Raw genomic sequence first — 23,754 nt, 5'->3', positions numbered from 1 at the left:
CGATGAGATCGGCGATTCCGATTCCACGATGCCTCCCTGTCGCTGCGGCGGCCGACGAGGGCCGCGGGTCTGTGAGACCTCAGCTTGGTCAGCTTCGGCCTCCGTGTCCAGCGGGTGAACGAGTTCGGCCTTCGATCGACCGCAATCTAAGGTTGTACGCAACGAAGGGACGGTTTCGTCCCGGGCGTACTACCGTCCTCACCGTGGTGCGCGGGCTCCAACTGGCGCTGGCGTTCGGACGCACCCACCGCAGGCGTACGGCCTGCCTTCCTGATTTCTGAGCCGTGATCGGCTCCCCTCTCTCCTCGCATCAGCTGTGACGCTGCACGCCCGCGGCCTGATGCCGCTTCGTAGCGCCGACGAACCCGGGGCCGCGATCTCGTCCGCCCGCATGCCACGACCCGCGTGGGAAAGGAACAGCCCCGATGACCATCACGGCAGACTCGGTACGCACGCTGGAGAGAACCCGCATCCAGGCCATGTTGGCCAACGACGTGGCCTGTCTGCGTAAGCTCATCAGCCCGCAGTGCTCCTACGTTCACACGACGGGCAGGCTCGACACAGGTGAGTCCTATCTGGCGAGTCTCGGCGACGGCCTCTTTCGGTATGAGGACCTGTCGGTCTCCGATCAGGCGGTCACACTGCAAACGGCCACGGCTGTCGTCGTGTACCGGCTCTCGGCGCGCATCGTGATCGACGCCAGGCCCGTGGTGTCGGAGAGCCGGTGTACCGCGGTATGGGCGGAGCGGCACGACGGCATCCAGGTGATCGCCTTTCAGGCGACCCCCGTGAAGCCGTAGCCGGCACACCGCGGCGCGCTTCATGAATCAGACCGCTGACACGACAGGGAAACGCAGCATGCCGGTCTCGCTGCCCGTGGCCGCGTTCCGCACCGCCGGGACCGTCCGCCGACGCGGCCTTCGCGCGGCGCGCGGCACACGATAACGGTTACCACGTGGCGATCGGCCTACCGTGCCCGGCCTCGATCCGCGGGTGCAACTCGCAAGCGTGTTGCACCCGTTCACTCATCCGGGCAAAACAGGTACCACCGACGACAGGCTCGAACTGCTCACAGGAGGCTATTGCCTTCGAGTAAACGTTGACTTAATCTGGCTGTCATATCGTAAGGAGGCGGAGAATGGTTGCGAGCAGCAGCTCTGTGCTGAATCAGAGGCCGCGTCTGCCTGCCGCGTAGAACCCTTCGCCGCGCAGTTGTGCCCCACTTAGTCAGGAGCGGGCAAATACAGCTGCGTCTGGGCGTCGCGCAGTAAGCCATTGGAATGCTGCTGATGCGGCCATGGTTTGTAGCGCGACAGCTCTCATGCATTCCCGCGGGTTACCCACGCGATGGCGCACATTCGTGCGCGACCGAAGACACAGGTCAGAGCATCACGTCGACGGCCAGTAGATTTCCGCCGATGTTTCCTCACTTGCGTGGGCGATGATTTATCACCCCAACCCGGGGGATTACACACGCGACGATGTGCATTCACACGCGATCGAACACGCAGGGCCGCTCATTGTGGCTCCAAGTGTCTCGACGCGCACTATCAGTATTTTGTCGTCGCGCATATGGAGCCGCATGTGCCTGTCAAAGAATGATGCGACCCCTTTTCCGATCTAGGCGTACAACGCGGTACAGCAAAGGCGTCGGACAAGTGACAGATATAGAGTCAGCGCGCTACTCAAAACGCGCAACCATACTCGGCGCAATGGCGTCGTACCTCGACGGCACGACGTCGGTCAGCGTCGGCGTCTCGATCGTTCTGTTCAACTCGGTCTTCCACCTGAGCCCCTGGATGATCGGCGTACTCGTCTCCGGATTCCAGTTGGCGTTCGCGGTCGGCGCGATCGTCGGAGGCCGGCTCGGGGACGTCTTCGGCCGACGGGCGGTCTATTCGGCCGATCTCCTGATCTGCGCAATGGCGATGCTCGTCATCATCATCGCGCCGAGCCCGGCGGTGCTCGTAGTCGGCTTCGTGATCACCGGGCTCGCGCTCGGAGCCGACATACCCGCCTCTGTCGCCCTTGTGTTCGAGGAGGCGAGTGCGGGCCGTCGCGGATCGGCCGTCGCCATGAGCCAGGTGTTCCTCTTCTCGGGCGTGGTCCTCACCCAGTTCATCGGTATCGGCGTGTCGGACCTGGGCGGTCTCGGCGCTCGCCTGCTCTTCGTCCACCCCATGGTCGTCTCGCTGATCGTGTGGTTCCTGCGCCGGGAGATGAAGGAGTCGCCGGCCTGGGAGCAGGCCAATGTGACCGTCGATGCGCGGGCGCGGAGGAAGCGGGATCTTCGGCTGCTCCTCAGGCAACCCTACGGAAGCGCGCTCATCGCGATCACCGTCTTCTACGTCTTCTCCTCCGTGTCCGGCAACATCACCGGACAGTACAGCACCTACCTGATCACGACGATCTCGAAGTCGACGGTGCTCACCGCGACGATCGTGTCCGTCGGGACGACACTGCTGCTCATCGCGGCGGGCGTCGCATTCCAGCGGCTCGTCGATCGCACCGCCGCGAGGCGGGTGCTGTTCATCCTCGGCACCGCGCTCACCGTCGTGGGATCCCTCGTTCCAGTCGCAGCCGGATTCAGCCTCTGGTCGGTCGTCGTGATGCTCTGCGCGACCGGGGTCGGCTTCGCATGGGCGGGAGAAGGCCTGTTCCGCGTGTGGACCCAGGAGATCTTCCCGACCGAGATCCGCAGCACCTCGCAGGGCCTGACCTACGGCATCGGCCGGTTCGCCATCGCCGGATACGGCGTGTTCGTACCGGCTCTCGCCGCCAACGGCCCGACCGCGCTGATGGTGGTCATGGCGGCCTGCGGCGCGGTCACGGCGCTCCTCGGGCTCCGGTGCATCCCGCAACTCACGCGTGCCAGGCCCGTCGCACGTTCAGCCGGGGCCCCTCTTCTGCTGTCGAGGGCCAGAGGGTAGACCCGGCGATCACTGACCATCCTCGTCGGCATGCACACCGACAGCACACCTTCCCTACCGCAGGAGACACGCATGTCCCGTCCCAATCCCACCTACACCCTCGAAGAGATCCAGAAGGAACCCGATCGCGACTTCCCCCGGTTCGTTCGCGACGACGCCACCCGGCTGGGAGAGATCACCGTCGGCATCATCCTCGAATGGGGCGTGAACCTCTGCGTCGACGTCCACATCGGAGACGAACTGGCATACCGGGCACAACTCGGTACCACCGGGCAGTTCAACGCCGACGTCATCCGGCGGAAGATCCTGACGGTCAACAAGTTCGGCCACAGTTCGCTGCTCGCACGACTCAAGCGCGACGCCGATCCGAGCTTCGGCAGTGAACTCCCGGAGGAGTACGTCGTCGCCGGCGGCAGCATCCCCATCTTCGTCGACGGTGTGCTGACGGCGACCATCTCCGCCTCGGGCGAGGAGGACGCCCTCGATCACGAGGTCATCGCCGAAGCGCTCGACCGGTTCGCGGCGGAGCGCAACTGAGCGCCTCGGGGTCGGGTGGCGGGACGTCCCGCCACCCGACCCCGAGCATCGCCCAACGGACAAGCCGCCCCCTGGGAGGTGCGCAAGGAATGAACATCGCAATCGCCGAGCAGGTCATCGGCGCCTGCGTGAAGCAGTCGGCCCGAATCGGAAAGCCGGTCGCGGCCGTCGTCGTCGATCTCGAAGGCCGGGTCGTCATGGCACGCCGCGCGGACAGCGTTCGAGACCTCGTCCTGCAACTCGCCACCTCGAAGGCGTACACGGCGGCGATCATGGAGCGTCCAACCCTCCTTCTGGAGCAATGGGCACACCTCACCCCCGACGCACTCGCGCGGCTGTCGTCGCTCGGCCCCTATCCGATCATGACGGGCCCCGGAGGGTTCGTGATCAAGCGGGACGGCCGTCTGCTGGGTGCCTTCGGGGTGTCCGGCGCTCGCGGAGACGAGGACCAGGCCATCGGCGACGCGGTGCTCGACGAACTCGGTTTCGAGACAGATTTCGCCGCGTTCGACTGACTTCGGCCAAGACCAAAGAAGAAGGAGCTCATAGTGTCCAAGACCTACCAGCCGGTCCTGATTTCCCATCAGGCCGCACTTCAGATCGTCACGAGCGTGATCGCCGAGGGCTCGCGGCGCGGGCTGCGCCTGGTGGCGACGGTGGTCGATCCGAGCTTGCAGGTCGTCGCGTTCTGCCGCGCGGACGGTGCGAACCCTCTCAACGCGGGTTCGAGCCGACGGGCGGCGAAAACGGCGTGCGCGGACGACCGGCCGAGTGGATGGATGAGCGACCACGACGCCATCGTTCTCGCGCTCGCCGCGGGCAACGAGGAGACCAACATGCGCGGCGGCCTGCCCATCCGGTTCGACGGCGTCGTGGTCGGCGGTCTCGGCGTCGGCGGCGCGGCTCCCGATGACAACGAGGCGGTGGCCCGGGCCGCGTTGTCGAGTGTCGACGCCGATGACCCGATGTCCGTGGCGTGACGCACAAGGCCCACAAAAGGAAGAAGGAGCACACACGCATGGCGCCCATACGCAGAGCGATCGCCTCGACCGGGCTGGAGGTGTTTCCCGTCAACCTCGGCGGTACACCCTTCGGGCGATCGGCAGACCGACAGCAGGCGTTCGAGGTTCTGGACGCGTACCGCAGCGGCGGGGGGAACTTCCTCGACACCGCCGACGGCTACGGTGACGGGGCATCCGAGAGCGTCATCGGCGCCTGGCTGACATCCCGTGCGGTCCACGACGAATTCGTGATCGCGACGAAGGTCGGCAAGCACTCGCAACTGCCCGGCCTGCGGCACGAGAACATCCTCGCCGCCGTCGACGCCTCACTGAGGCGCCTCGGCAGAGATCGCATCGACGTCTACTACGCCCACTACGACGACGAGAGCGTTCCTCTCGCGGACGTCGCCGGGACGTTCTCGTCCCTCGTGGACGCGGGGAAGATCGTGAGCATCGGGGTGTCGAACTTCCGTGCCGAGCGAGTCGAGGAGTGGCTGCGGATCGCTCAGGACGAGCATCTTCACGCCCCCGTGGCGATCCAACCCCACTACAACCTCGTTGAACGCGCCTACGAAGGCGAACTCGGGGCGGTGGCCGCCAAGCAGGGACTCGCCGTCATGCCGTACTGGGCGCTCGCGTCGGGATTCCTGGCCGGCGTCGTGAGGAACACCGCCCAGGCAGAGAAGCACAGCGAGTTCGCGGCCCGCTACCTCGGCGAGCGCGGCGACCGCGTCCTGGGAGCACTCGACACCGCGGCCTCGAACCATCACGTCACGCAGTCCACCGTCGCACTGGCGTGGCTCATAGCCCAACCGACCGTGACAGCCCCCGTGGCCGGCGCCCGAACACCCGAACAGGTCGCAGGACTCGTCGAGGCGGCAACGCTCGATCTCACCCCTGAGGAACTCGACGCGCTCTCGGCCGCCTCACGCTGAGTCGCCCCGCGAGTATCGAGGGACTCCCCGGGACACCCACACGGAAGGAACGAAGGTTGTACTCCACACCGCCCAGGAACGACGTCATACGCTGGGGTGTCGTCGGTACCGGTTACATCGCCAACACCGTGTTGCCCGACATGATCGCGACCGAGGGCCTCGCCGTCACCGCGGTGTGCTCGCGTGACGCGGGCAGGGCTGCCGCGTTCGCTCAGAAATGGTCCATTCCCAGGGCGTTCGACGACCCGGAGGCACTCTTCGCGGATCCGGACGTCGACGTCGTCTACGTGGGAACACCGGTGAGTACGCACTTCCCCCTCGCGCGGGCGGCTCTCCTGGCCGGCAAGTCCGTTCTCGTCGAGAAGCCGTTCACGCTCGACGCCCAGGAAGCCAGGGAACTGGTCTCGCTCGCCCGGTCGCGGAACGCCTTCCTCATGGAAGCGACGTGGACGCGCTTCAACGCGGTCGTCAAAGCCGCTACGGAACACGTCGCGAACGGCGTGATCGGTGACGTCCGCACCGTCACGACCAACTTCGGTCGCAACCTGGATTCCGCCCACAACGCGTGGCGCGCCGAGCTGGGCGGAGGAGCGCTTCTGGATCTCGGCATCTACAACGTCGCGCTCACCCACCACTTCCTGGGCGGCGCGCCGATCCGGATCAGCGCGTCGGGGACGTCCGCGGACGACTTCGACACATCCTGTGCCGCCGTCATGGAGTACTCGGAGGGCCGGTTCGCACAGCTCTCCTGCTCGATGACCAGCTGGCTTCCCCAGCACGCGGTGATCGGTGGTACCGCCGGCGCCATCACCCTCCCGGGCTTCGTGAACCCGTGGACCTACGAGCTCGCGATCGGCGACGACCGCGAGACCGTCACGATCCAGCCGGAGGGGGCCGGATACACCCCGATGTTCCGAGCGGTGACCCGCGCCGTCTCCGGCGGACACACGGAGGTGGCTGAGAACCCCCTCGAAGACACGGTTGCCGTCATGGAGAGCATCGACGCCATCCGACGTCAGGTGCTCGCGGGCGGCGCCGACTGAGCGCGGCGCACGAACCCAGCCGGACAGATCCACGTGGACCGAACGACCATGGAGCAGCAGCTGTGCACCAGACAGCGAAGTCGACCGCGCCCATCGCGGTAACCGACCTCGGCACCGTACGAGGCGCCTCAACCGCACAGCCGGGTGTCACAGTCTTCCGCGGCATCCCTTACGCCGCGAGCACCGCCGGTGAGAATCGATGGCGCCCACCGCAACCGGCCACGCCCTGGTCGGGCGTGCGGGACGCGGCCCGATTCGGCCCGGTCTGCCCTCAGAACGCGGGGCCTGGGACGCTCCCGATGAGTGAGGACTGCCTCGCCGTGAACGTATGGACCGCGGGGGTCGACGACGAACGACGGCCCGTCCTGGTGTGGATCTACGGCGGTAGGTTCATCTCCGGACACGGAAGCGACCCGACCTTCGATGGTGCGGCGCTCGCGTCGACCGGCGTCGTCGTCATCACCCTCAACTACCGCAGTGGAGTCTTCGGCTTCCTCGCGACCGGCGAGCTCCTGGAGGAGTCGTTCGCGGGAGGCGGCGCCGCCGCGGGCACCGTGGGCAACTACGGCTTGCTCGATCAGATCGCGGCCCTGCAGTGGGTGCAACGCAACATCGCCACATTCGGTGGCGACCCCGGCCGCGTCACCGTCGCCGGGCAGTCCGCCGGTGCCGCATGCGTGATGGACCTCGTCTATTCGCCGCTGTCCCAGGACCTCCTGCACGGCGCCATCGCGGAGAGCGGTGCCCTTCACCCGGGAGACCCTTCCCTCGACTTCGTCGCCGCGTCGTACCGGCGCCGCGACGATGCTCTGAGCCAGGGCGAGGAGTGGATGCACAAGCACGGAGTCAACACCCTGGCCGAGTTGCGTGAGCTGCCCGTGGAGCAACTGCTCGTGGGCAACGACGCGGACGAACCGGGGCCGGACGGTCATCGCCCCCCGTTGTTCCGACCCGTGCTCGACGAAGTGGTGCTCCGGCGAACGTACGACGACTCGCTTGCGGGAGCTCACCACCGCGACATCCCGGTGATCACGGGTGGCAATCTCGACGAAGACGGAGCATCGCCACTGCCGACGACCACCCTGGCGCAATACCTTGAGCACGCGCACACGGTGTACGGGGAGATGGCGGAGGAATTCCTCTCGCTGTTCCCCGCGCAGAGCGACGAAGAGGCGCGTACTCGCTGGAACGAGTCGGCACGCGCGCACTCGCGTTCATCGACCTATCTCTGGGCGGAGGCATGGTCGCAAGCCGGCGGGACCGCGCCGCGCACGTACTACTGGACGCACGCTCCGGCCGGGCACGACGCCGGCACGCGGGGAGCATTTCACGGATCGGAGATCTACTACGTCTTCAACAGCCTGGCGGCGAATTCCGAAAGGCCGTGGACGCACAACGACCGTACGATCGCAGGGGTCATGTCGTCGTACGTCTCGAACTTCCTCAAGACGGGTGACCCCAACAGCGGCCACCTGCCCGTTTGGCGGCGGTTCGACGGTGCGCCGCTGACCATGGAACTCGGTGACGCGTTCAGACCCCGGGCGGTCGCGAGCGCGACCGAACTGGATTTCTTCCGGCGCTTCTTCGCCGCGCGCCCCAAGCGGTGACAACAAGGAATCGACGGAGGTGGCGCTGGTCGACGGCGTCCACCGACTCGTCAAAGCGCTGATCGTGCTGGCGTGGGGCCGGCTCAACCCGCATCTCCACCACGCCATGCGGGAGTTGATCGCTGAGCGTACATGGCTGACGGTGTGCCTGCCGCCCGCCTACTCGCCAGGCCTCAACCCCGTCGAGGGCGTGTGGGCGCACGTCGAACGCAGCCTGGCCGACCTCGCAGTCGTCGCCCTCCCTCGACCGCGTCATCCGCGCAGCGGAGGCGCCGGGCCCGGTGCGCGTCCGACCCGGCCCACGCGGAGGGCCGAGAACCAACGCGAACCGGGCCAGGACGAGGTCCCAGCGTCAGTGGTACATCCCGGTCAGCGCCCCGCGTACCTCACCGCCGGGGCCCTGCCGTGTCCCCGTCCCGGCCGCCGCTCACCGCGGCGACCGGGACGATCCACTCCGTCTCGGCCGCGGTGGGCCGGCGGGTTTCCTCGGTGGGATCTGGCATCGGGGGCCATTTCCCTCTGACTTCGCTGATCTTTCGCCTACGGGGCGCGGCCGTCGAGCAGCTCGATGATGCGGTCGGTGACATCCGACTCGGCGATCCGGGGGAAGACCCGCCCGATCGAATTCCGGTGGGCTGCGGCATCGAAATCCGAGACCGCGTCGACGGCGACACTGACGTTGTAGCCGAGGTCGAATGCGGACCGGGCGCTCGACTCGATGCCGGAGCTGGTGGAAACTCCGCCGAATACCAGTTGCGTGATGCCGCGCTGCCGGAGTTCCGAGTCGAGGTGGGTTCCGTGGAAGGCGCCCCATCGGAAGGTGGGGATGACAAGGTCGTGCAGCTGGTCGGCGAACTCATCGATGATCTCGGCGAAGTCGGGACCAGGGGGCTCCGGCAGGTCGAGGTCCTGCTCGACTCGGCCCGGAGCCGGGCCCCCGATCGCCACGAGGATCACTGGTAGCCGGTGCCGCTGAAAGGCAGCGGCAAGCTTGACACACCGTGTGACCACCTCGTCTCTCGATTGCGGGGCAAGGGGCAAGCGGAGTACGCCCTTCTGCATGTCGTTGAGGACAAGGGCGGTCCTGGTATCGAGCTTGCTGATGGTCACCGGAAGGCTCCGTTTCGGTAAGTGTGGCGGGACTGCCGGACCGAGCGGCACGGCGGGATCACTGCGGGATCAGGCGGACCCTCTCCCACCCGCCTGGGACGTAGGTGCAGCTGACGATCCCGCCGTGGGGTTCGGCCTCGTTCACGCCGCGCCCGTCGATTCTCAGGTAGGCACCGGGGAACGCGGCCGAGCCGATGAGGAACGTGCCGTCGGCCTGCTCCTCCAGCCGGAACTTCGCCCACTCACCGACCCCGTACTGGCAGTTGACGGTGCCTCCAGAGCTGTCGGAGGCGAACGGGGGCGCCCCGTGGGCATCCATTCGGAGGTAGACGCCGGGGAACGAGACCGAGGCGATCGTCACTGCGCCGTCGTCGTCAGCGGCTGAGATCTCGAAAATCTCCCACGGCGCGATCTGGTACTGGCAGTTGACCGTCCCGGAGCCGTCATCGGCCTTGCTGGTGACCTCCCGCGCATCCATGCGGAGGTAGATGCCGAATTCGGCGGACTGAATCACTACGACAGGCATGCTGGTCTCCTCTGGTCACTGAGCGGGTGCCGCTATGGAGCGGCGAATGGCGTCCATGGTGCGCATCACGGCGATCGAGTCCGCGAGCGGATTGGTGCCGAGTTCGGTCAGTCCTGTTTGTACGGCTTCGCTCACCTCGCGGAACATCGGGACCCAGCCGGCCCCTTCGAGTTCGACGTTGAACAACTCCCGGTGTTCGCGGATCAGTTCATACGATCTTGGGTTCAGGAAGGTCGGGCCGATGACGATCTCGCCCTCGGTACCGCCTATCCGGGCCACTGGGGACATCCGGCTGATCATGCTCACGGCCAACTGGGCGAAGCGGGAGTCCGGATAGCCGAGGTAGGCGGCAGCGGTGAGCTCGAATCCCTGTGGCGAGAGGGCGCCGCGGGCCTCAATACCGGTCGGAGGGCCGAGCACGTGGTGAGCCAAGGCCACGTTGTAGCAGCCCAGGTCGTAAAGGGCACCGGCGCCGAGAGCGGGGTTGTAGGCGTTGTGGTGGGCCGGCAGGCGCAGCCCGAAGTCCGCGTGCACGCTGACCACCTCGCCGATCGCCCCGTCGCCGATGAGTTTGCCGACCGCGCGGATCGCCGGGTTGAACCGGGTCCACATGGCTTCCATCAGGAACCGGCCGTGTTCGCGAGCAAGGTCCGCGAGTCCGGCGGCCTCGTCGGCGTCCAGGGTGAAGGGCTTTTCGACCAGGGTGTGGAATCCGGATTCGAGCGCGAGGCGGGCGAGCGGTGCGTGCGTGCTCGGCGGGGTCGCGATGTAGGCGAGATCGAAACCGCCGTCGGCGAGCAGCGTTTCGTAACTCCCGTAGTGGCGGGGGATGCCCCACCGGCGGGCGAATCCTGCGGCACGCTCGGCATCTCGCGAGCCGACCGCCACCACCTCGACGTTCTCGGTGCGTTGGAGGTCCGGCATCGCGGTCTGGGCGAGGTAGCCGGTGCCGAGGACGGCCCAGCGGGTTCGGGTTTGCATGGATCTTCTCTTTTCAGGTGAAGCGGCAGCCGGCCGGGTGCCCGGCTGCTACCAGTCGAAGACGGCGGACTCCTGCGGCATCCAGCCGCTCGCCCGGTTGTCGGCGACGGTGGCGGCGAACGACCGGCCGTGCTGCCGGCCGTCCTCAATGACGACGGACACGAGTTGCGTGGCCGACCCGGTGGGGATCGTCGGCACGTCGAAGTACTGAGCCATTGGCTTTCCCCTCATGACGGGGTGACGGTGGTCGTCACGGTGCTTGGCCGGAGGGTGTTCATCCAGGTGCGTCTGTTGGCGTGTGAGCGGGCGTCACCAGGCCCGTTGGTCCGCCATGAGCCGACGGTGCAAGTCGAGCCTGGGCGGCTCCGCGGCCGGGACGGGACCGAAGCGGTCGCCGATCTCCATCGTCGCCGGGGCTGCTGGATCGGCCGGCACCCACTGCGGCAGTGCCGGTCCGTTGGGGTCGCCGGTGGCGGCGAAGTTGACGACGTACCGGGATACCGTCTCGGCGATCCGGTGGTCTTCTGCCGTCCATGGCCGGTCGGTGGCATAGAGGTTGTTCAGGAAGTAGTTGATCTCGGATCCGTGGTAGGCACCTGCGGATTCCGCGTCCGGCCCCGGTGGCACGTGCGTCCAGTAGTAGGTGTAGACCGGGCTGCGGGCGTGTTTGGCCCATTCGGTGGCCCAGAGCCAGGTGGAGGTGCGCGCGTGGTCGCGGGCGGCTTCGCTGGACTGCCGGCCGGCTTCCGCGTCGGTGGACGCGGGGTACAGGGCGAGGTAGTCGTCGGCGCTGTCGCGGAGGTGGCGGCGGGCGGAGGCGGTGTATTCCGCCAGGTTGACGTGCGGTTTCGGGGAGGCGCCGTCCTCGTCCTTGTTGGTTCCGGTGATGACGGGGATATCGGCCTGCGTCCCGAGGGCCAGCGCTTCGGCGTAGCTGTGGGGAAACACCCAGCCGTCGCGGACCGGCCGGAACAGCGGAGGCTGGTGGCCTCCTCCGGCCTGGTCCGCGTCATTGCCGCGCAGCAGGTCCGGCAACGGAAGGGCGCGCAGTTCTTCGAGCGTCGCGACGCCGAGGTCCTGGAGATACCGGGTTCCCTCGGCTTCGGCATGCTCCCGGGTGCGGTAGGAACTGGCCAGATAGGCCAGTGACGGGTCGCGCGGATGGCGAGCGCCGCTTTCGGCGATGGCGCCATGGAACAGTCCCCGCGCGGGCGGCGAGTACATCAGGTCCTGGACACAGGCGCCGCCGGCGGACTGGCCCGCGATCGTCACGCGGTCCGGGTCTCCGCCGAATGCCGCGATGTTGTCCCGCACCCAGCGCAGGGCGGCGATCTGGTCGAGCAGGCCGTAGTTGCCGGAACTTCCGTGATCGGATTCCGCGCTGAGCTCGGGGGTGGCCAGGAAGCCGAGTACGCCGAGCCGGTAGTTGAGCGTCACGACCACCAGCCCGGCGCCGGCGAGCGCGGCTCCGTCGTACAGGGGCTCGGAGCCCGCGCCCATGATGAACCGGCCGCCGTGAATCCACACCAGTACCGGAGTGCGGTCCGAGGGTTCCGCTGCCGTCCACACGTTGAGGGACAGGCAGTCCTCGCTCATCCGGAGCTGCTGGCCGCGGGGCGTCTGCGGGCAGACCGGACCGAAGTGCGCGGCGTTTCGCACGCCTGTCCACGGCGCGGGCGGCTGCGGCGGACGCCATCGCAGCGGACCGCTGGGAGCCGCTGCGTAGGGGATCCCCTTGAACACGGTGACGCCAGGCAGCTTGGCCGGGGTACCGGCCACCAGGCCGGACTCGGTCGGAACCGGCTGACGGTTGAGAGGTTCACTCATCAAGATCGGAATTTCTTTCGTCAACGACGGGTATCCGCGACGGGTGATCCGGACCGGTGGCCGCCGTGGCCCCGTGCCGGCAGACAGGACGGCACCAGTCGCGGCCCTGAACCGGAGCCGACTGGCTGCTGTCCCTTTGAATGGCGCATCCGAACGCCAGAAGTGGTGCCCCGCGGGGCACCGGTTCGACGAGGGTAAAGTGTCTGAGCCCGTCGTGGACATTCCCCCCGCGCAATCTAAGGATGAGCAGAGACCTCAGGTTCTCAAGGCGAAACTGTTGACAGCGACGTCACGTGTTCGTAACCCTCTGACTCAGCAGGGCATACGGCCCCGCAGGCTGCCGAGCAGAGGAGGGACATGATGACGGGATCGCTGGTCACAGGTCACACCTCACGCTGCGCACGGCCCGGCCCCGAGGGCCGTGCCGACGTGCCAGGACGCCCCCGCTGCGGAGCCGGAAGGCCGGCGGGCGACGACTCGGCCGGATGGTGCGAGCGGCCCAAGTGGAAACAGGGCAGCGTGTTCACCCCGCTCCCTCGCGCACGACACGGACTGACACCACCCTGCTGATCCGGGTGGGGCCCGTGCTGCCAGGAACCGGGTTCCGCGCTCCACACCACGCATTCGCGGCGACCTCCGGGTAACTCCCTCCGTCCACCGCGACTTGCAGCCCACCCGATGAGGTCGAACGCTGTCTCGGGCACACCCGCGACAGCCGAGCAGTGTTCTCCTCATATCCGCGGGTCCCGGCTGCGGGTCGCGGCCGATCATAGAGCCTGGCTTTTCAGGAGTTGTGCTCACCCGAGCATTCGGCGTATCCCCATGTCGACCGATTCGTCGGCCTTCTCCATCACCTCGGCAGGACGGCCCTCGGCATGAACGCCGACCGTACGCAATCCCATCTGCCACTTGACGCCTACCGGGTCAGCGGCGGCAAATCCCCAGACACCGCCGACGCCCTTCTACCGGAGGGAGACAAGGCGCACGGGCCGGATTTCCTCACCCAGAGATACCGGTCGGAACACGACGGCGCCGCGAACCGCTCTCCGCCGGCGCGCGCACGGTGGCACATATGCCGACCCTGCTCGCGGCAGCCGGCCTCGGACCGACCGAGGCCGAGAGCAAGCGCCTTGACGAGGTGGTCAGACCACCTCGTCGGGCACCACTGACTGGACCATCCCCCGGTCTCCTTTAGTACATCAGCTACATCAGCACCTGCAAATCGTGATCAAGGAGTGGAATCAACGATGCTTCCAAGATCGAACCGCAAGCCCGTATGGCCGTTTGCCGTCGGCGCCATGGGCCTGATGGCCCTCAGCGCGTGCTCCGGAGGCGGGGCGGTGGGCGGCACCAACGCGTCCTCCGGCGCCAAGTCGACCACCCTGACCATCGCGGTGAACTCGGCGCCGGCCAGCTTCGACCCGTCGCGCGCGGACAACGGCAACGGCCTGTACCCGATGCAGCTCGCTTACGAGCCGCTGATCAGGCAAACCGGCAGCGCTACCTATTCGCCGGGGCTGGCCTCCTCGTGGCGCTACCTCGGTGAGGGGAACACGCGCTTCCAGCTGACCATCCGCAGCGGCGTCAAGTTCTCCGACGGCTCACCGGTCACCGCGCAGGCCGTGGCCGACTCGATCAACTACTTCACCACCGGCTTCGGCCCGACGACGGGCAACCTGGCGGGCGTGAAAGTCACCGCCTCCGGAGCCGACACGGTCACCCTGACCAGCAAGACGGCGAACCCGGAGTTCCCGCTCCTGCTGTCCCAGAACTTCCTGGCGGGCGACATCATCAGCCCGGCCGGCCTGAAAGCGAAGAGCTCGCTGACCAGCAAGCCGTCCGGCGCGGGCCCCTACGTCCTGGACTCCGGCGCGACGGTGTCCGGGGAGCACTACACGTTCACCGCCAACCCCGCCTACTACGACAAGTCGAGCGTCCACTACAAGAAGGTCGTCATCAAGGTCATCGCCGACCAGACCGCTGAGCTGTCGGCCCTGCAGACCGGTCAGGTCGACCTGATGTTCGGCTCGGCGCAACAGATGCCGACTGCCAAGTCCGCAGGACTGACCGTCACCAACACCGGTCCCACGCAGTGGAACGGGGTCTTCCTGCTCGACCGCGAAGGGACCAAGACCAAGGCCCTGGCCAGCCCGCAGGTCCGCCAGGCGCTGAACTACGCCGTGGACCGGTCCGGCATCGCCAAGGCCGTGTACGGTGCGCTCGGTTCGGCCACCGCCCAGCCGACAACGAAGGGCTTCGACGAGTACGTGCCGTCGCTGGCGAACTACTACACGTACGACCCGGCCAAGGCGAAGCAGCTGCTGGCCCAGGCCGGCTACCCGAACGGTTTCTCCACGTCCCTGACGTACACGTCGTTCGATCCGCAGACCAAGCAGATGGTGCAGGCAATCGCCCAGCAGTGGGCCGCCATCGGGGTCAAGGTCAAGCTGGTGTCATCAGCCAGCTACCCGGCGATGTCCACCAACATGTACCGGGCCGGCGCCCTGTCCGTGGCGTGGAACGGCCAGCCGATGTTCCTCCAGGTGGGCGTGCTGTGGTCGGCCAAGGGGGGCCTCAACCCCTACCACGCCACCGACGCCTCGTTCCTGAGCAAGTTCGCCCAGGCCTCGAAGGCCTCGCAGTCCCAGCTTGCCGCGCAGATGGCCGACGTCGCCGCGGTCGCGGTCAAGCAGGCGTACACAGTCCCCGTCGTCCAGATCGACACGGTGGTGTTCTCCCACGGGGTCAACGGCATCCCGAGCCAGCTGCCCGGCGCCCATCTCAACGTCGTAGAGCTTCATCCGTAATGCTGACCCTGATAGCTCGGCGCCTCGCCCTGTCGGTCCCGCTGCTCGTCATGGTGACCGCGGTGACGTTCGTGCTGGAATCGCTGGTCCCCGGTGACACCGCTCGCGCCCTCATCGGAGCGAGCGGGTCCACCGAGGCCTACAACAAGCTTCGGGACCAACTCGGCCTCGACAAGCCCCTGTGGTCTCAGTACGGCCACTACCTCGACAACCTGGTCCACGGCAGTCTCGGCACATCCGTTTTCACCGGCCAGCCGGTTTCGGCGACGCTGAACCAGCGGCTCCCGGTCACGCTTTCCCTGGTGCTGCTGGCCACCGTGTTCGCCGCGGTGGTCGGAATCCTGCTCGGCGTGGTCAGCGCCGTACGCGGCGGAGTGCTCGGGCGTTTCGTGGAAGCACTGTCCCTCGTCGGCCTGGCTCTTCCCGGATTCTGGGTCGCGCTGGTCCTGGTCGAGGCGTTCGCTGTCGCGCTGCGCGCCTTTCCCGCCACCGGGTACGTCTCGCCCACGCAGTCGTTCGGCACCTGGCTGTGGGCGCTGTGCCTCCCGGTCACCGCACTCGGACTCGTCGGCATCGCGAGTATCGCGAAGCAGACCAGGGACTCCATGAAGGACGCACTGGCCAGCAACTACATCCGCACGCTACGGGCCAACGGCATCCCGCGCCGGTCCATCATCTGGAAGCACGCGCTGCGCAACGGCGCCATTCCTGTGGTCACCGTGATCGGGCTGGCGTTCGTCAGCGCACTGAGTGCCTCGGTGTTCATCGAGGCGGTCTTCGTGCTCCCCGGGCTCGGCAGCATCGCCGTCAACGCGACCAACCAGCACGACATACCGATCATCGAAGGGGCGGTGCTGTACTTCACCGTCCTCGTCGTCATCGTGAACCTGGTCCTGGACGTGCTCTACGGGCTGCTCAATCCGAAAGTGAGACACCAGTGACCACCCAGACCGACCATGCCGAGCGGCCGGGCGCACTCGCCGCCGGCACCTTCCTGCGGCGAGTCGCGCGAAAACCGCTCGGCGTGATCAGCGCCGCGTATCTCCTGCTGCTCGCCCTGGCCTGCGCACTGGCCCCGGTCGTCGCCCCCTATCCGCCACTTGCGCAGAAGCTCGACCACGTCCTGGCCACCCCGAGCTCAGCCAACCTGCTCGGCACCGACGAGCTGGGCCGTGACGTGCTCAGCCGGCTGCTGTACGGCGGCCAGGACACCCTGCTCGGCGTTCTGGAATGCGTTGCGGTGCTGCTGGCCATCAGCCTGCCCGTCGGCCTGGCCGCCGGCTACCTGGGCGGCTGGACCGACCGGGTGGTCAGCAACGTGACAGACCTGATGCTCTCGGTGCCCACCATCGTCGTGGCCCTCGCGGTCCTGTCGGTGTTCGGCTCCTCGATGACGGTGGCGATGATCACCATCGGCATCCTCGGCTCCGCCGGAGTCATCCGGGTCATCCGCAGCGCGGTCATCGCGGTGCGCGAGGAGCTGTACGTGGCGGCGGCCCGAACGTCCGGGGTCACCGACCCTCGGATCGTCAGCCGCCACGTACTCCCCCGCATCGCCGGCCCCGTCATCGTGCAGACCTCGCTGTACGCCGGGATCGCGCTGGCACTGCAAAGCGGTCTGGCGTTCCTCGGCCTGGGAATCCAGTCCCCGGCCCCGAGCTGGGGCGGGATGGTGGGGGAGGCCTCGGACGCCATCAACCAGGACCCCTGGCTGCTGGTCCCGAGCGGCGGCATCATCGCGCTCACCATCATGGCGTTCGGCCTGGTGGGCGACGCGGTGCGGGACGCGGCCGTGGAACGCTGGTCCGGGACCGCGCAGACCGGGCGCCCAGCGGCGCCGCGCACACGCCCGACGGAGGCCGCCGCGCCGGATTCCCTGGACGCCACCGAACCGGGTGCGCTGAGCGTGCGGGGACTGAGCGTCGAGTTCGACACACCGGACGGTCCGGTCACGGTGGTCGACGGAGTGTCCTTCACCCTGCGTCCAGGTGAGGTGCTCGGCCTCGTCGGCGAGTCCGGCTGCGGCAAGTCCGTCACCTCGCTGGCCCTGCTGGGCCTGCTGCCCGAAAACGGACGGATCAGCTCCGGGCACGTCATGTCGGGCGGCCGGGATCTCGCGGCGATGACCGAACGCCAGCTCGCCGATGTCCGCGGCAGCGAGATCGCGATGGTGTTCCAGGAACCGATGTCCAGTCTCGATCCGTCGTTCCGCGTCGGCTCCCAGCTGGCGGAGACGATCCGCGCACACGAGAAGCTGTCACGGCGTGAGGCTCGCGAAAGGGTCCTCACGTTGCTGGAGCAGGTCCGCCTGCCAGACCCCGCGGACGTCTACCGCCGCTACCCGCACGAACTGTCCGGCGGCATGGCGCAGCGGGTCTGCATCGCCCAAGCGCTCGCGACCGGGCCCCGCATCCTTGTCGCCGACGAGCCCACCACCGCCCTCGACGTGACGGTGCAGGCCGAAATCCTCGCGCTGCTGCGCACCTTGCAGGCCGAGACAGGCATGTCGGTCATCCTCGTCACCCACGACTGGGGGGTCGTCGCCGACCTCTGCGACCGCGCCGTCGTCATGTACGCGGGCCAGATCGTGGAGGAGGCACCGATCCGCAACCTCTTCCACCACCCGCACCATCCCTACACACTCGGCTTGCAGGAATGCAATCCGGAGCGCTGGAGCGGCATCGGTGAACTACCGGCCATCCCGGGCATGGTGCCGCCCCCGAGCCGCCGGTCCAAGGCCTGCCGCTTCGAGCCGCGCTGCCACCTGGCCGGCCCGGAGTGCACGCGCGAACCGATCCCGCTCCTCAGCACAGCACCGGACGACGAGGGGCTCCACCAGGTCAGATGCGTCAACTGGCAGAAGGTTCAACCGGCGAGGACACCATGACAACGAACTTGCTCTCGGTCCAAGGACTGAGCGTCGACTATCACGTCGGCCGGCGCCACGTATGCGCTGTCGAAGACGTCAGCCTCGACGTCGGAGCCGACGAGACCGTCGGCCTGGTCGGCGAATCCGGATCGGGCAAGACCACGATCGCCCGCGCGGTGCTCGGCCTGGCCAAGGCCCGTGCGGGCACCATACGTTTCGAGGACGAGGACATCACGCATGCCGGCAGGTCGCAGCGGCGCCGGCTGAGCAGGGACATGCAGGTGGTCTTCCAGGACCCCTACGGCTCCCTCAGCCCCACCCGAACAGTCGCGCAGACGCTGACAGAGCCGCTGCTCGCACACCGGCTCGCGTCCGGGCAGACCGCACACGACCAGGCAGCCGACATGCTGGCACGGGTGGGCCTGGAACCCGACGCACTGCGCCGGTACCCCCGGGAGTTCTCCGGCGGGCAGCGCCAGCGCATCGCGATCGCTCGGGCCCTGATGCCCTCACCGCGCCTGGTCGTCTGCGACGAGGCCGTCAGCGCGCTCGACCTGTCGGTCCAGGCCCAGGTCCTCAACCTCCTGCGGGACCTCCAGCGCGAGTACCGGCTCGGCTACCTGTTCGTCGCCCACAACGTCTCCGTCGTGCGCCACATCTCGGACCGTATCGTCGTCCTCTACCGCGGCATGGTCATGGAATCCGGTCCGGCGGAAGCCGTCTGTACCAAGCCCGGACATCCGTACACCCGCGCGCTGTTGCAAGCGGTCCCGGTCGCCGACCCGGACCGGCAGGCCGCCCGGCGGGCAGTCGCGACCCCCGCCGAGCATGTCTCGGCGCCCCCGACCGGTTCCGGCTGCCCCTTCGCCGCGCGATGCCCCCACGTCATCGACGCGTGCCGGCGCGAACGCCCGCCGCTCGTGGCGGCGCCAGGAGGAACCCAGGTCGCCTGTATCCGGGCAGAGGAGTTGGCCGGGTATTCACCTCCCGGGTGAAGAACACCGAAGCGGATGCACAACGCCTGCTGCGACCGCACCGCCAACGCCGAGGCCTCCGCGCCGATCCGTACCGCGGAGGTTCCTCAGCGCCGATCGCACGGAAGCCCATGTGGCACTCAGGACCTGCCGTACCGGCTGTGACGCCAGGAGCACGGACCGCTCCGCCCGACCAGGCCGAACCCGGACATGATCCTGGGCCTTGACCCGAGGCCGGGTATGCGCCGACGAGACGCACGCGGGGACGATCGACTTGCGGTTCGCGGGACGGGGATCGGCTCCCGGCCAGGTGAATGTCGCCTACGGCCTCTACCCGTCATGGCGGAGGCGGTGATCCAGGCGGAGCCGAAGAATCCCGTGTCCGCCGCAGTCGCGCGGCGGACAGAATGCGCACCCGGCAAGCAGATACGCGGCACGGACGGGCACACGGTTCGACTGGTACATCCAGGGACACCACTCCCGTCACCTGACCCGTGCTCGGTCCGAACGGGAAGGTCGGGAGCTGTCATGTGGTCACTTCCGCCAGAAGGCGGCGTACCGCTCGCCGAGACCGTCGAGAAGTACCGGATAGTCGTGGTCGGCCCCTGCCACCACGTGGTACTCGTGCTCGACCCCGAACGTGGCGAGCATCTCGTCCATCTCACGGACAACGCCGACCAGGCGCTCGTCCCGGGAGCCGACCATCAGCCGGACCTTCGAGTGGTTCCTGATCTCCGGGGAGTTGGCGAGAAGCAGCGTCCAGGGGCTGACCGCGTCGTAGTACGCCTGGTCTCCGAAGAACGTGTTCGCGACCCGCTCGTCGGGCTCCAGCGAGAGGTCTTTCAACAGGGGCGGAGCGATGGCTGACACCCAGGCGAAGATCTTGGGGTACTTGAAGCCGATGTGGAGTGCGCCGAAGCCTCCCATCGAGAAGCCCTCGATCGTTCTCGCCCACGGCCCGGGGATCGTCCGGTAGGTGGCGTCGACATGGTTGACCAGGTCGCCGGCGATCGTCTGCTCCACCGGGCGCGCGCCGTCCTTGGAGTCGACGTACCAACCGATGGGCAGGGCTTGCGGCAGCACCACGATGGTCGGCGGCATGGCGCCGACGCGGATCGCGGCGTCGATCCGCTGCACCGCGGCGCCGCCCTGGCGGGCGTTGCCGAAGCCACCGTGCAGCCAGTAGACGACCGGGAAGCGGGCATCCGGATCGTCTTCGTAGGCGGGCGGCAGGTAGATCTGGTAACTGCCCTGGAGCTCCCCCTTGCCGCGGTCGCGCGATCCCTGTGGGTAGAGGCCGAACCGGGTGAGCTCCTGGTCCTCCTGGACGGTGTCGATCCACTGCTGTTCGAAGACGGCGAGTTCTTCCGGGGTGTATTCCGGGATGTGCTCTGGAGTGTGTGCGGTGGGCGCGGTCATGTATGCGGTCCTCATTCTTCACCGGTGGGGGTAATAGGGCGTGGTCTTGCAGGAAGCGGTTGTCGGTACCCGGATGTGGGATGCCCGGGTGCCGGGCCCGGTCGGCTGCGCGGTCAGAGTTCTTCGTGGGTCTCGGGATCGTGTCCGATACGGCCTCGTGGGCGGTCCCTGATCCTGGCCATATCGTCCTGCGACAGTTCGAAGCCGAACACGTCCAGGTTCTCCAGCCGTCGCCCCGGATCACCTGACCTGGGCAGGGGGACCACACCCAGCTGCACGTGCCGACGGAGCACCACCTGGGCCGGGGTGGCCTTGTGGGCGCGGGCCACGGCCAGTACAGCCGGGTCCTCGACCAGGCCGTTCCCCCGGCCGAGAGGGCTGTAGGCCACGGTGAGGATGCCGTGCTCGGAGTGCACGGCATCCTAGGTCGTCCTGCGGGTACGCGGGGTGCATCTCGATCTGGTCGAGCGAGGGCACCACACCGGTCTCCCGCTCCAGCCGCCGGATGTGTGCCGCGGTGAAGTCGGACACCCCGATCGAGCGGACCAGCTCCTCCTCACGGAGTCTGATCATCGCCCGCCAGGAGTCCGGGTAGCGGTCTGGCAGGGGCAGGGGCCAGTGGATGAGGTACAGGTCGACGTAGTCGAGGGCCAGCCGTCGGCGGGCCTGCTCGAAGGACGCGAGAGTCTCCTCGAAGCCGTGGTCCCGGCCGGGCAGCTTGGTCAGGACACGGATCTCCTCTCGGGGGACTCCCGCGGTGACGACGGCCAGGCCGACACCCTGCTCGTTGTGGTAGGCGGCGCCGGTGTCGATCAGGCGGTAGCCGGCCCGCAGGGCGTGCCGGACGGCGTCCTCTGACTGTGCGTCGTCCATGGGCGCGGTGCCCAGACCTATGGCGGGAACGATATGGCCATCGTTCAACGTGTGAAGCGGTACAAGCGGTGCAGGGGGCATGAGAAGGACTCGATCCGCTGGGTTACGCCGGTCCCGGTGACGGCGTGCCCAAGGCACGGGGGAACGTCGTGAGGCGCGCAAAGGGGTGGCGATTGCGATCCTCTGGGCAGCCTGTCGCCTAACGACGTCACCCGCCGAAACACCGCGTGGGAGAGCGCCGGAACGCGGGCGACGGCTCCCGCCCGTGTCGACACCACGGTGTTGCGGACCTGACGCTCTGCGGGCTGCTGCCCAATGGATCGGCTAACTCCATCCGAAGGCGTGACGAATGACCGGGACACCGAACGCACACCGGGGCGAGCGAAGGAGACAAGCCGGTCGGGTATGCACGGACATCTCCTTCCTTCAAGGTGGTGGCGCAGATCTCGTGACCGAAAAAACCGTAGCAGCAGCCTGAGCACGCGTTCAACCACGGCAGCGGTGCTTGGCTTCCAGTCCGCGCATCCTAAGTTTTCGTCGCATTCCCGGCGGACTTCGTGGAGCTGCAACGCCGGGTCGAGGCGGGGATGGAGTCGATGCTCGGCATCCGTTTCCTGGCATCGGAGTACCCGACAGGACCGTGGCATCGAGGTCGGATCGACACGCTCGGGCTCGACGAGAACAACGCCCCCGTGGTGGTCGAGTACAAGAAGGGCTCCGACAGCGGCGTCGTGTCGCAGGCCGTCCCGTACCTGTCGTGGCTGGACTCGGCACGCCGTGAGTTCGAGGCGCTGGTCAAGGAGAAGCTGGGCGCCGACGCGGCCGAGGCGATCGGCTGGCGGAACCCGCGGATGGTCTGCATCGCGGCCGGCTTCGCGCACCACGACCGAGTCGCGGTGCACCGTCTGCACGAGCGGATCGACCTGGTGCGGTAGGCCCTCACCCACCAAGACCCGGCCCAGGAGCGGACCAAGCTCGCCCTCCATCAGGCAATCTCACTCGTTACCGCAGCGCAGGAGCAGTTGGACTCGTGCACCACGAGCAGACCAAGAATCTGCTGACCTCAACAACGGATCAAGCCGCTTCCCAGAGACCGGCGTCCAGAATACGAGCTGCCTTCGTGATGCTCCCCGGCATCAGGTGCCGGTAGGTCCGAAATGTCTCCTCGATGGACTTGTGGCCCATCCATTCCGCCACGTCGGTGATCGGTATCCCGTTCCCGAGGGCGTTCGAGGCGAAGTAGTGCCGGAATCCGTACATCCCCATCCCGCCCATCACCGGCAGACGCTCGAAGAGCGTGCGGGCACGCCGACGCTCCATCGACTCCGTGAAGTACCCACTCGGTCCACGCAACAAGTAACCCTGCGGCGTGGCGCCGTGCTTCTCCTCGTGTCGCTCGATCGCCTCCCTCACCGAATGAGGCAACGGACCTCGCGGAACTCTCCGACCTTCCGATGCTTCAGCTTCGCTGGCCGATGCGTGTTGGAGTGGATCTGCTCGTGCACTCGGTAGACATCGTCGGCCACAAGGTTGTTCATGTTCACGGCCCGGGCCTCACCGTTGCGCAGCCCGCACCCCGCCATCATCATGATCTCCAGCGCGAGATCCTCACGTGCGACGGTCAGTGCCTGCTTCAAGTACTCAAGGTTCGGGATGACCACCGTCTGACAGACGTACTCCGGCTCCTGCACGCCTTTCACCGGATCTTCCGCCATGGCTCCCTTGTCATAGGCGTCCCGGAGGATCGTTTTCAGGGTGCGGAATATGTTGACCGGGTTTCCCCGGCCGACCCCGTCGGCCTCCAATTCGTCGAGGAAGCGCTCCACCACGATCGGCGTGACGGTGTTCAGCTTCCGCGAGCCGACTCGGGGAACTATGTGGACGTTGATGGAGCTGTCGACGTGCTCTCCCGTGGAATAGTCCGTCATCTTCCGCTGTCGCGGCCGCCAGTGCTTCGCGTACTCCCCCACCGTTTTCTGGCCCAGCTCGCGGCGCGCCTCCGCGACGGACGGCGCCGTCCGCTTCTTCTCCCTGTAAATCTGCGTGAGGCGTTCAATGGCGTCGTCCTGCGTGGGAAAGCCGCCCTCTTCGGTCTGCCTGCCCAGTCCGTTCCGAAAGCGGATCGTGTAAGGGTGAGGGCACCGAGTCGGTTTGGTGCAGTCGCAGTCCTTGAAGAACGACCCCATACCGCGGGCGAGCTGGCGAGCCATGTATCGAACCTTCCGGGGCACAGGCGGACATCTGCCCAGATCCGGCCGTGGCGACCCCCGGTCAGCGAGCCGGGACCCCACCGGACTCCATGCTGACCTTTTGCT

21 protein-coding genes and 1 pseudogene are annotated in these 23,754 nt (G+C 67.4%); 13 read left to right on the top strand and 9 right to left on the bottom strand.

The window, feature by feature from the left end:
- Window positions 1-425: 425 nt before the first annotated feature.
- The 8 genes from OH768_RS46085 to OH768_RS46050 all read left to right on the top strand — a co-directional run bounded on the left by OH768_RS46085 (window position 426) and on the right by OH768_RS46050 (window position 8,053).
- A complete protein-coding gene (locus OH768_RS46085; RefSeq protein ID WP_406462833.1) occupies window positions 426-800 on the top strand; it encodes a nuclear transport factor 2 family protein in 375 nt (124 codons plus the stop codon).
- A gap of 912 nt (window positions 801-1,712) precedes the next feature.
- Window positions 1,713-2,930 (top strand): MFS transporter, encoded by a 1,218-nt coding sequence (locus OH768_RS46080; protein ID WP_406462831.1) that lies wholly within the window; start codon window positions 1,713-1,715, stop codon window positions 2,928-2,930.
- A gap of 72 nt (window positions 2,931-3,002) precedes the next feature.
- Window positions 3,003-3,467, top strand: a complete 465-nt coding sequence (locus tag OH768_RS46075) for a heme-binding protein (RefSeq protein WP_329257923.1) — start codon at window positions 3,003-3,005, stop codon at window positions 3,465-3,467.
- 89 nt (window positions 3,468-3,556) lie between these two features.
- On the top strand, window positions 3,557-3,982 hold the full coding sequence (locus tag OH768_RS46070) for a heme-binding protein (protein ID WP_406462830.1): 426 nt from the start codon (window positions 3,557-3,559) through the stop codon (window positions 3,980-3,982).
- A gap of 33 nt (window positions 3,983-4,015) precedes the next feature.
- Window positions 4,016-4,447 carry a heme-binding protein gene (locus OH768_RS46065; RefSeq protein ID WP_329257917.1) on the top strand — a complete coding sequence of 144 codons (432 nt, stop codon included), beginning with the start codon at window positions 4,016-4,018 and terminating at the stop codon, window positions 4,445-4,447.
- A 38-nt stretch (window positions 4,448-4,485) separates the two neighbouring features.
- The gene (locus tag OH768_RS46060; protein WP_406462829.1) at window positions 4,486-5,403 is read left to right on the top strand and encodes an aldo/keto reductase; all 918 of its coding nucleotides are present in this window, start codon (window positions 4,486-4,488) and stop codon (window positions 5,401-5,403) included.
- A 56-nt stretch (window positions 5,404-5,459) separates the two neighbouring features.
- Entirely contained in the window at window positions 5,460-6,446 is a 987-nt protein-coding gene (locus tag OH768_RS46055) for a Gfo/Idh/MocA family protein (RefSeq protein WP_406462827.1), read from the top strand.
- A 62-nt stretch (window positions 6,447-6,508) separates the two neighbouring features.
- Window positions 6,509-8,053, top strand: a complete 1,545-nt coding sequence (locus OH768_RS46050; protein ID WP_406462825.1) for a carboxylesterase/lipase family protein — start codon at window positions 6,509-6,511, stop codon at window positions 8,051-8,053.
- Window positions 8,054-8,593: 540 nt separating this feature from the next.
- On the opposite strand, the gene OH768_RS46045 is transcribed toward OH768_RS46050, so the two are convergent.
- From OH768_RS46045 to OH768_RS46025, 5 genes are all read right to left on the bottom strand, one after another.
- Window positions 8,594-9,163 (bottom strand): isochorismatase family protein, encoded by a 570-nt coding sequence (locus OH768_RS46045; protein ID WP_329549364.1) that lies wholly within the window; start codon window positions 9,161-9,163, stop codon window positions 8,594-8,596.
- 58 nt (window positions 9,164-9,221) lie between these two features.
- Window positions 9,222-9,689: a fascin domain-containing protein gene (locus OH768_RS46040; protein ID WP_405988343.1), complete on the bottom strand. Its 468-nt coding sequence runs from the start codon at window positions 9,687-9,689 to the stop codon at window positions 9,222-9,224.
- A 15-nt stretch (window positions 9,690-9,704) separates the two neighbouring features.
- Window positions 9,705-10,670, bottom strand: a complete 966-nt coding sequence (locus tag OH768_RS46035) for a Gfo/Idh/MocA family protein (protein ID WP_406462823.1) — start codon at window positions 10,668-10,670, stop codon at window positions 9,705-9,707.
- A gap of 48 nt (window positions 10,671-10,718) precedes the next feature.
- Window positions 10,719-10,886 carry a hypothetical protein gene (locus tag OH768_RS46030; RefSeq protein ID WP_405988345.1) on the bottom strand — a complete coding sequence of 56 codons (168 nt, stop codon included), beginning with the start codon at window positions 10,884-10,886 and terminating at the stop codon, window positions 10,719-10,721.
- 93 nt (window positions 10,887-10,979) lie between these two features.
- Complete coding sequence (locus OH768_RS46025; RefSeq protein WP_406462822.1) at window positions 10,980-12,497, bottom strand: carboxylesterase/lipase family protein; 1,518 nt, start codon at window positions 12,495-12,497, stop codon at window positions 10,980-10,982.
- Window positions 12,498-13,744: 1,247 nt separating this feature from the next.
- Between OH768_RS46025 and OH768_RS46020 the strand changes: the two genes are divergently transcribed.
- From OH768_RS46020 to OH768_RS46005, 4 genes are read left to right on the top strand one after another with little or no spacing between them, the layout of a single operon-like run.
- Window positions 13,745-15,304 carry an ABC transporter substrate-binding protein gene (locus OH768_RS46020; RefSeq protein ID WP_406462821.1) on the top strand — a complete coding sequence of 520 codons (1,560 nt, stop codon included), beginning with the start codon at window positions 13,745-13,747 and terminating at the stop codon, window positions 15,302-15,304.
- Window positions 15,304-16,245 carry an ABC transporter permease gene (locus OH768_RS46015; protein WP_406462820.1) on the top strand — a complete coding sequence of 314 codons (942 nt, stop codon included), beginning with the start codon at window positions 15,304-15,306 and terminating at the stop codon, window positions 16,243-16,245. The genes OH768_RS46020 and OH768_RS46015 overlap by 1 nt, the downstream gene beginning before the upstream one ends.
- On the top strand, window positions 16,242-18,191 hold the full coding sequence (locus OH768_RS46010; RefSeq protein ID WP_406462818.1) for a dipeptide/oligopeptide/nickel ABC transporter permease/ATP-binding protein: 1,950 nt from the start codon (window positions 16,242-16,244) through the stop codon (window positions 18,189-18,191). The genes OH768_RS46015 and OH768_RS46010 overlap by 4 nt, the downstream gene beginning before the upstream one ends.
- Window positions 18,188-19,168, top strand: a complete 981-nt coding sequence (locus OH768_RS46005) for an ABC transporter ATP-binding protein (RefSeq protein WP_406462816.1) — start codon at window positions 18,188-18,190, stop codon at window positions 19,166-19,168. The genes OH768_RS46010 and OH768_RS46005 overlap by 4 nt, the downstream gene beginning before the upstream one ends.
- 513 nt (window positions 19,169-19,681) lie before the next feature.
- Here the strand turns inward: OH768_RS46005 and OH768_RS46000 are convergent.
- Both OH768_RS46000 and OH768_RS45995 read right to left on the bottom strand, forming a co-directional pair.
- Entirely contained in the window at window positions 19,682-20,566 is an 885-nt protein-coding gene (locus tag OH768_RS46000) for an alpha/beta hydrolase (protein WP_406462815.1), read from the bottom strand.
- 113 nt (window positions 20,567-20,679) lie between these two features.
- A pseudogene (locus OH768_RS45995) lies at window positions 20,680-21,520 on the bottom strand (aldo/keto reductase).
- A 476-nt stretch (window positions 21,521-21,996) separates the two neighbouring features.
- Here OH768_RS45995 and OH768_RS45990 point away from each other — a divergent pair.
- Window positions 21,997-22,374, top strand: a complete 378-nt coding sequence (locus OH768_RS45990; RefSeq protein ID WP_406462813.1) for a hypothetical protein — start codon at window positions 21,997-21,999, stop codon at window positions 22,372-22,374.
- Window positions 22,375-22,513: 139 nt separating this feature from the next.
- Here OH768_RS45990 and OH768_RS45985 read toward each other — a convergent pair whose 3' ends face one another.
- Both OH768_RS45985 and OH768_RS45980 read right to left on the bottom strand, forming a co-directional pair.
- On the bottom strand, window positions 22,514-22,852 hold the full coding sequence (locus OH768_RS45985; RefSeq protein ID WP_406462812.1) for a tyrosine-type recombinase/integrase: 339 nt from the start codon (window positions 22,850-22,852) through the stop codon (window positions 22,514-22,516).
- Window positions 22,849-23,649: a hypothetical protein gene (locus OH768_RS45980; RefSeq protein WP_406462810.1), complete on the bottom strand. Its 801-nt coding sequence runs from the start codon at window positions 23,647-23,649 to the stop codon at window positions 22,849-22,851. Before OH768_RS45980 ends, OH768_RS45985 begins: the two co-directional genes overlap by 4 nt.
- Window positions 23,650-23,754 lie beyond the last annotated feature (105 nt).

The organism is Streptomyces sp. NBC_01622 (assembly GCF_045209635.1).
Classification (GTDB): domain Bacteria; phylum Actinomycetota; class Actinomycetes; order Streptomycetales; family Streptomycetaceae; genus Streptomyces.
Note: the sequence above shows the minus strand (reverse complement) of the source record. Positions and strands in the feature narration are given on the sequence as shown.